At 51.1% G+C, this 7,333-nt stretch carries 8 protein-coding genes; all 8 read left to right on the top strand.

Going from position 1 to position 7,333, the window contains the following annotated elements; all coding sequences use genetic code 11:
• Window positions 1-129: 129 nt before the first annotated feature.
• The 8 genes from AAH187_RS02425 (at window position 130) to rfaQ (ending at window position 7,164) form a co-directional block, all read left to right on the top strand.
• Window positions 130-897 (top strand): glycosyltransferase family 2 protein, encoded by a 768-nt coding sequence (locus tag AAH187_RS02425; RefSeq protein ID WP_342346835.1) that lies wholly within the window; start codon window positions 130-132, stop codon window positions 895-897.
• 85 nt (window positions 898-982) lie between these two features.
• Window positions 983-2,107: a glycosyltransferase family 4 protein gene (locus AAH187_RS02420; RefSeq protein ID WP_342346834.1), complete on the top strand. Its 1,125-nt coding sequence runs from the start codon at window positions 983-985 to the stop codon at window positions 2,105-2,107.
• A gap of 58 nt (window positions 2,108-2,165) precedes the next feature.
• Window positions 2,166-2,936, top strand: a complete 771-nt coding sequence (locus tag AAH187_RS02415) for a polysaccharide deacetylase family protein (RefSeq protein ID WP_342346833.1) — start codon at window positions 2,166-2,168, stop codon at window positions 2,934-2,936.
• Window positions 2,937-2,990: 54 nt separating this feature from the next.
• The gene (locus AAH187_RS02410; RefSeq protein ID WP_342346832.1) at window positions 2,991-3,821 is read left to right on the top strand and encodes a glycosyltransferase family 2 protein; all 831 of its coding nucleotides are present in this window, start codon (window positions 2,991-2,993) and stop codon (window positions 3,819-3,821) included.
• The gene (locus tag AAH187_RS02405) at window positions 3,800-5,005 is read left to right on the top strand and encodes a glycosyltransferase family 1 protein (protein WP_342346831.1); all 1,206 of its coding nucleotides are present in this window, start codon (window positions 3,800-3,802) and stop codon (window positions 5,003-5,005) included. Before AAH187_RS02410 ends, AAH187_RS02405 begins: the two co-directional genes overlap by 22 nt.
• Window positions 5,006-5,018: 13 nt before the next feature.
• On the top strand, window positions 5,019-5,351 hold the full coding sequence (locus AAH187_RS02400) for a hypothetical protein (RefSeq protein WP_342346830.1): 333 nt from the start codon (window positions 5,019-5,021) through the stop codon (window positions 5,349-5,351).
• A gap of 110 nt (window positions 5,352-5,461) precedes the next feature.
• On the top strand, window positions 5,462-6,079 hold the full coding sequence (locus AAH187_RS02395) for a hypothetical protein (protein WP_342346829.1): 618 nt from the start codon (window positions 5,462-5,464) through the stop codon (window positions 6,077-6,079).
• Window positions 6,080-6,165: 86 nt separating this feature from the next.
• Complete coding sequence (gene rfaQ / locus AAH187_RS02390; RefSeq protein WP_342346828.1) at window positions 6,166-7,164, top strand: putative lipopolysaccharide heptosyltransferase III; 999 nt, start codon at window positions 6,166-6,168, stop codon at window positions 7,162-7,164.
• The last annotated feature ends 169 nt before the right edge of the window (window positions 7,165-7,333 follow it).

Raw genomic sequence — 7,333 nt, 5'->3', positions numbered from 1 at the left:
CTCGAGTCTCTCCTTCGTGAGGTCAAAGTGATCGTCGGGAGGTTCCCACGTCGGAGGGACGATCGCGTGCCGACAACCCATTCCTCGGCGAAACCGTAAGTCTGTGAGGAGGTCGAAGAAGTAAGCCGTATGACGGAACCACGCACGAGAGAAAAAGTTTCAGCGGTGGTCATTGCGTATAATGACGCACCGAATATGCGTAAATGTTTAGAAAGTCTTTATTGGGTGGATGAACTAGTGGTAATCGATTCTCATAGCACGGATGGGACGACTGATATCTGCCGTGAATTTACATCCAAGATTTTTCACTATCCCTTCCAGGGGTTTGGCGTGCTTCGGAATCAGGCCCTCACCCATGCCACACATGATTGGGTTTTCAGTCTGGATACGGATGAACGGGTGACACCAACGGTCCAGAAAGAAATTGAACGATTGCTCCTGGAAGGGCCTTCAGCAGAGGCGTATAAAGTACCCAGAAGAAATTTTTTCCTGGGTCGGTGGATCAAACATTGTGGATGGCACCCTGATTACCGGCAACCCCAGTTTTTTCATAAGGGACACATGCAATATCGGGAGGAGTTGGTCCATGAGGGATATGAGCTGAAGGGGAAACTCGGGTATCTTCAAGCCAGTCTTGAACAGATTCCCTTTCGGGATATCGACCATTATTTTCGCAAAATGGATCGATATTCCAGCTTGCGGGCTGAGGACATGCATCGGGAAGGCCGGACTTTCCGCGCCCATCAATTGGTGCTTCGTCCCTTATTTACCTTTCTGAAAATGTATGTGTTGCGGGGAGGGATACTGGACCGGAAGCCAGGGCTGATTTTATCCATGTTGTATGCCTATTACACCTTTGTAAAATACGCTAAATTGTGGGAAATGCAAAAAAAATGATCATTTGGACCTCCTGTGTTATCTCGCCGATCCTCCAATGACTATGCCGAAAATAAGCCCAACTCCCCCTTGTCATCAGGTGCCTATGCGAATTCTTCACACGGAGTCTTCCTTAGGGATGGGAGGTCAGGAATATCGAGTGTTGGAGGAAGCTCAAGGGATGGAGAAGCGTGGGCATACGGTGGTCGTGGCTGCCCCACACGGGAGCCGGTTGGCCGCGCTGGCCGAACAACGAGGATTACAGGTCAAGATGACCACTTCCGGCAAGCGAGGGTGGATTACGTTGGTCCCATCATATTTGCGAATCTTGAAACGCTATGAGATTGATGTGGTGAATACGCACGGGTCTCTTGATAGTTGGACGGCCTCGATTGCCGGACGGATTTCGTCCCGACGTCCCATCATTGTCCGGACTCGCCATAAAAGCACTCCAGTCTCACGGACGTGGCGGCATCGACTCTTATATGGGAAATTGCCGCATGTCGTCACGACCACAGGGGAAGCAGTTAGACAGGGGTTGATAACCCGCAACCGGCTGAGCTCTTCCCGGGTCATTTCTATTCCAACCGGAGTTGATTTGGAGCGATTCCATCCCCAACCCCCGGATGTGTCCTTACGAAAGAGTTTGGGGCTTGGAAGCCAAGGGCCTCTGGTGGGAGCCGTCACTTTTCTTCGTCCCGAAAAAGGGATGATGGTATTAATCGAGGCGGTGGGATGGCTCAAGAAACGTTTTTCTACCGTCGAGTGCCTCATCATCGGAGATGGCGGAGAACAACCGGCACTTTTGGATCGCATTCGAGAGCTTGGGTTAGAGCAAAGTGTGCATCTCCTGGGATTTCGGGAAGATGTTCCGGCTCTGCTGGCGATACTTGATGTCGTGGTCATTCCTTCCTTTGAAGAAGGTATTCCTCAATCTCTCACGCAGGCTTTAGCCATGGAACGTCCTGTGGTCGCTTCTGCGGTGGGGGGAGTGCCCGAGGTGGTGCAGGATGGCGTGAACGGTTTGTTGGTCCCTCCAAGAGACCCAGAGATCTTAGCCGAAAAAATTGCCTGTCTTCTTTACGATCCCATTGCCGCGACCCGGATGGGGAAGGTCGGGCGACAGGTCGTTCAAGAACGATATTCCATGGAACACATGCTGACTCAGACGGAGAGGGTGTATCGGCGATTGTTGCAATCAAAATCTTCCGTTGCTGTGAAGGGTTCTTAAACGGGTGCCGAAGGCGTCGGCGAAATGGCGGGATTGAGCCGCAAAGGATTCTAGGGAAATGGTTTGTCTGACAGGGGATGTGCATCAACGCTCGTATAAGGGAACCGATACCCCCTTTTCTTCTTACACGGAAGTCGCGTTAGCCGCGAAATATTGTGAGATTGCAGGGAAATACGGAGTGAAAGTTACGCTGTTTTTTACCGGGAAAGCCTGTCAGGAAGAACCGGACACGGTGAAGATCCTATCGGGTCTGCCGCATTGTGAAATTGGTGGCCACACCTACGCGGCCTTTCGAGATCCATTATCACGCATATTCAAGAAAATATATGGCACGCCATGGGGAACCACTGCGCACCAACTTCGTGATATTCAGCGGACCATTGCCGGTATTCAGCAGGTGACGGGCCAAACAATTCAGACCTGGCGAAATCATAGTTATATACGGACAGCCGAGACTGATCATTTGTTAGAATCCTGTGGAATCCATGTGGTGTCCGATGAGGTATCTGATTTGAAAATATCTGCCGAATGGCTGCGTCCCGCCTATCGTTCGGTTCCGATGAATGTGCTGCCGGATCATGAACATATCTTACATGGAAAATATCAACATGGAAAAACCAAACCGGATCGTCTTACCCAACGGGTGACTATCAGGGAATGGGCCGACCGCGTGAAGACGAGGATACGGAGTATATGCGAGCAAGGAGGAACCGCGACGGTCCTTGCCCATCCAATGTGCATGGAGGTTGCCGATGGCATGGCGGTGCTTGAGGAGCTTTGCCAGGATATCCAGCAGTATGGGACGGTTTGGGTATCAGAGGTCCCGTGAAGCGTTTGCGAATGTGAAAGAACCAGGCCGATTGGCGAATGGATGACTCATATCATGAAAAACCAGAATAGTCCTGCCCAAGAGAATGTCACTTCGATCAAGCGGGAAACGGTCTCTTGTGCCGTAGTGGCATTCAACGAAGAGAAGAATCTTCAGCCTTGCCTGGAAAGCGCGAAGTGGATGGATGAAATCGTGGTCGTGGATTCCTTCAGTACGGATCGCACCATGGATATTGCCAGCACGTTTACGGAAAAGATTTTTCAACGGCCCTGGGCAGGGTTTGGAGATCAAAAAAATTATGCGATGGACCAGGCTTCCACGGACTGGGTCTTTATTTTAGATTCCGACGAACGAATTCCGTCTGGACTGCAGGCTGAGATCGAAGCTGTGTTGTCTTCAGGTTCCAAGAATGGACCCGTGGCGTATTATGTTCCTCGCCATAATTATTATTTTGGCTCGCTGGTGTTGAACGCCGGCTGTTACCCTGATCATCAATTGCGTCTGTTCCGACGAGGAATCGGCCATTTGGATGATGCGGAGCCACACAATAAATTCATATTTTCAGGAGAATCCGCCTATCTCTCCTGTCCATTGGTGCACCTCACCAGACCCACGCTTCATAATTATTTTGAAAAATTTCCGAATTTCACCACGCTGGCTGCTCAAGACCGGGCCAGAACCAAACGTCATGTGCGTGGCACGGATCTTCTCTTTCGTCCGATTTTTACCTTTTCGAAATATTATTTCGCACGGAAGGCTTATCGTGATGGGATGGCGGGATTTTTAGTCAGTGCCCTGTCCAGTATGTATACTTTTGTGAAATATGCCAAGCTTTGGCATATGAGACAGCTCGAAGCCCAGGGATGTTCTCAGGAAACGAAGTAACGAGTGATGGCGCGCGGGTCAGGAAATCAGTTCATGGCGAAAAGGCTTTGTTCGATGATTCAACAGGGTTCAGACTCCTGATGCGGGTCGGGTTTGATGCCGGGCCCATGCGTTCCCCATATAGCGGGATTGGACAGTATGTCCGATGTCTTTTCCCTGCCATGTTTACCTGTTCTCAAGATATTGAATGGGAGGCTTATGCTTCATCGAGTGGTTCTTCCCAAACCTTCCCGATTCATGTCCCTTCGCACGTCTCCGTGAAATGTTCCAAGTCATCGTGGGGGGGTGGCCGAAGGGCGAAAGATCGTTGCTCACTCGATATCTTTCATGGAACCAACTTCAAGACCCCCGATTATGGTCAACGTCACTCCATTCTCACGATCCATGATGTCTGGTTGCCACGTTATCCAGAGTATTCGAAAAAAATTTTCGGACAGGCTCTTTCCTCCTGGAAACTGGGTTTTCGTGCCAGACACGTCTCACGAGTGGTTGCGGTCTCACAATTTTCTTCCAGGGAAATTCAAGAGATGTTTCATCTTTCGTCTGACCGTATCGCGGTGATTCATCACGGGCCTTCCCCCGACATGTTTCCTGAACGGGATCATCAGAAGTTCCAGGAAGTCCAAGCACGACTGCACATACCTTCCCGTCCGTTTGTGCTGTTTGTGGGGGGGGCTGAACCCCGGAAAAATCATACCGTCGTTTTTCAGGCGTTTGCCAGATCTCCCCGACTTGTCAAATCGTTGTCTCTGGTAGTCATCGGAGAGGTCCAATCCCGTGGGGCCAGTCTGACGGAGACGGCCACGGAGTTGGGGATCACGGATTCGGTCTGTTGTCCCGGGTATGTGTCTAGCGACGATTTACGGATGCTGTATTCCCATGCCGAAGGCTTTGTGTTTCCGTCCTTATACGAAGGGTTCGGCATTCCACTTCTTGATGCGATGGCCTGTGGTGTCCCGATAATTACCGGGACGGGGAGTGCGTTGCCGGAAGTCGCAGGGGATGCCGCTCTCTATGTGGACCCTCACGATCCGGAACAATTGGGAATGGAAATTGAACGCCTGGTGAGTGATCGCCAATTACACACGCAATTACGCAACAAGGGGTTTGAGCGGGTTAAGCAATTTACTTGGGAGCGGGCGGCACAGGAAACGCTGCAACTCTATAGGGACGTGCTTGGCTAGTAAAAGGGGGTTCATGAAATACGCGATGGATTGGATCATCTCCTGGCCGGCCTGGATGTTCCTGATATCGGTAGCTGTAACTGTAGGGCTTCCTCGCGTCCCTTATTATCAGGAAGGTCTTCCGTATGTCTATGACCTCGGGGGTATGGCCTTGGTAGCTTGGTACATTGGGCTAGGGTTTCTCATTCTTGGCCTCTATTTCATCGTCATGGGATGTGTGAGTGCAGGGTGGTTCCTGAGCAGGAGGGTCCATACGGTACTCTTTGGAGGCGCGGCGTTGATTCTTGCTGGCGGCTGTCACTGGTTCTATCTGCTTTTGCTTGAGATGTCAGTCAAAGCGACATGAGACTTGAAATTCATCAAATGCCGTCAGACAAATCTTCACTTCCCAGGGATAGAAGTCCAGGACATGTCCACCTGTGTTGGAGGAATCTTGCGGAGGCGGTCTTTTTTTGTTTGACGATGACGCTCCTGGCGAAATGGTCTACCAATTTGCCGGGGTGGGCCGATGTCATTGCCTCAGAAAATGGGCCGGTTGAGATGATGAGTGCGGGCGTATGGTTTGTCGCTACGGTGTGGTGCCTGACTGCGAGTCTTAGTCAGTCCCATTTTCGCATCGAGTGGTTGGGGCTCATGGCCCTCTGTCTTCTATTCGGGCTGCGGGAGTTAGATGCGCATGTCTGGGCGACCGGATGGAATTTAGATAAGTTTGCGAATTATTGGAGCCCTCGCTTTCCACTTTGGGAACGACTGTTAGTTATTGTTTGCATGATGATTCCCATTATGGTTATTGGAATGGTCCTTTGTTTTCGAATATGGGCACGCTTGGCTGAAGCCTGGAACCATCGTGCCCCCTGGATTGGGCAAATGATGATGGGAGGGGTTCTGCTGGGTTTGTGTGTGATATTGGATAAAGTGCATGCCTATTATCTTCCACTTCTTGGGTTAGAAGACGCACAGCTCTTCTTCATGGGGATGGAAGAATTTGGAGAATATGTGTTGGGGATTTATTCCGTGTCGGTCTTATGGCCTTATTGGCAAGCGTCCCTTCCTTTCCATCATACGGATTCCTGACATGAAGCTCCCCCTCGGAGTGTATTCCGAACGGTTCCCCTGAATGATTTTTATTTCAGGATAATCTCGATGTCACCACGATTCACGTGAAACGTATTCTTCTTATTAAGCTTCGGTATATCGGGGATGTCGTGTTATCCACCCCTCTTCTCCCCATTCTGCGCAAGCGATTTCCCGAGGCCTCACTCACCTTTCTGGTGAATCCTGGAACGGAAAGTGTGTTATTCGGCAATCCCCATCTGGAGAACATCATGGTGCTGCCTCGTGAAGGATGGGGCAATCAATTGGCGTGTTACCAAACGCTTCGCCAGGCTCGTTTTGATGGGGTCGTGGATTTAACAGACGGGGATCGTTCTGCATTTCTGTCATATTGGAGTGGTGCCAGGATCAGGTTGGGGTTTAATCGAGAGAATCGGTGGCGTGGAAAGCTGTATACCCATGTGCTGCCATCAGCCTATGGTTCCATGCATATGGTGGATTATCACGCCCAGGCCTTATCGGCCTTAGGTATTAGTGATCCCGTCGGCAATCCGGAATTGTATCTGCGACCCGATGACCAGGATCAAGGCGATCATCTGTTGGCTTCGCTCCAGATTGGGCAGGCGCCATTGGTGCTTCTGCATCCGCTAGCGCGATATGCCAATAAAGCCTGGCCTCTCGAGCGATTTGCCGCCGTGGCAGATTGGCTGGCCGATCAAGGAGCCGTTGTAGCTTTGATCGGACACCAGTCAGAGATGCTGATTGGACAACACATTGTCGATTTGACCAGGTCCAAGCCGCATACTGTGATGGGGCGAACCCAGTTGCGTCAACTTGCGGCCATGATGAAGCGAAGCGCCTTATTTATCGGGAACGATGGTGGGCCGATGCATATGGCGGCAGCTGTCGGATGCCCGGTTCTGGGCCTATTCGGTCCATCGGACCCTCAGGTGTGGGGTCCGAGAGGAAAAACGGTCGCCGTGATTTACAAAGGCCTGGACTGCGAGGAATGTGGTTATTCCGAATGTACCCGTGGAGAAGAAAGCTGTATGCGACAAATATCAGTCGAGGAAGTCTGCCGTGTCGCGCGCCAATTTCTTGATTGAGTCTACGCGGCCACTCAGGCATTTAAGGATTTTGTGACGGGGGTTATTGAACCTTTCAATGGTTTTGCCTTTTCCTCGGCATAGAAGTGACAGAGACTAATCTGAGGACTGAGGGAGTGTTTAAACAGGCTGGCCCCCCACCGCCACAGCCAGCCCCTTCGGCCAGACT

Source organism: uncultured Nitrospira sp., from assembly GCA_902500695.1.
In the GTDB taxonomy this organism is placed as follows: Bacteria; Nitrospirota; Nitrospiria; order Nitrospirales; family UBA8639; genus Nitrospira_E.
Note: the sequence above shows the minus strand (reverse complement) of the source record. Positions and strands in the feature narration are given on the sequence as shown.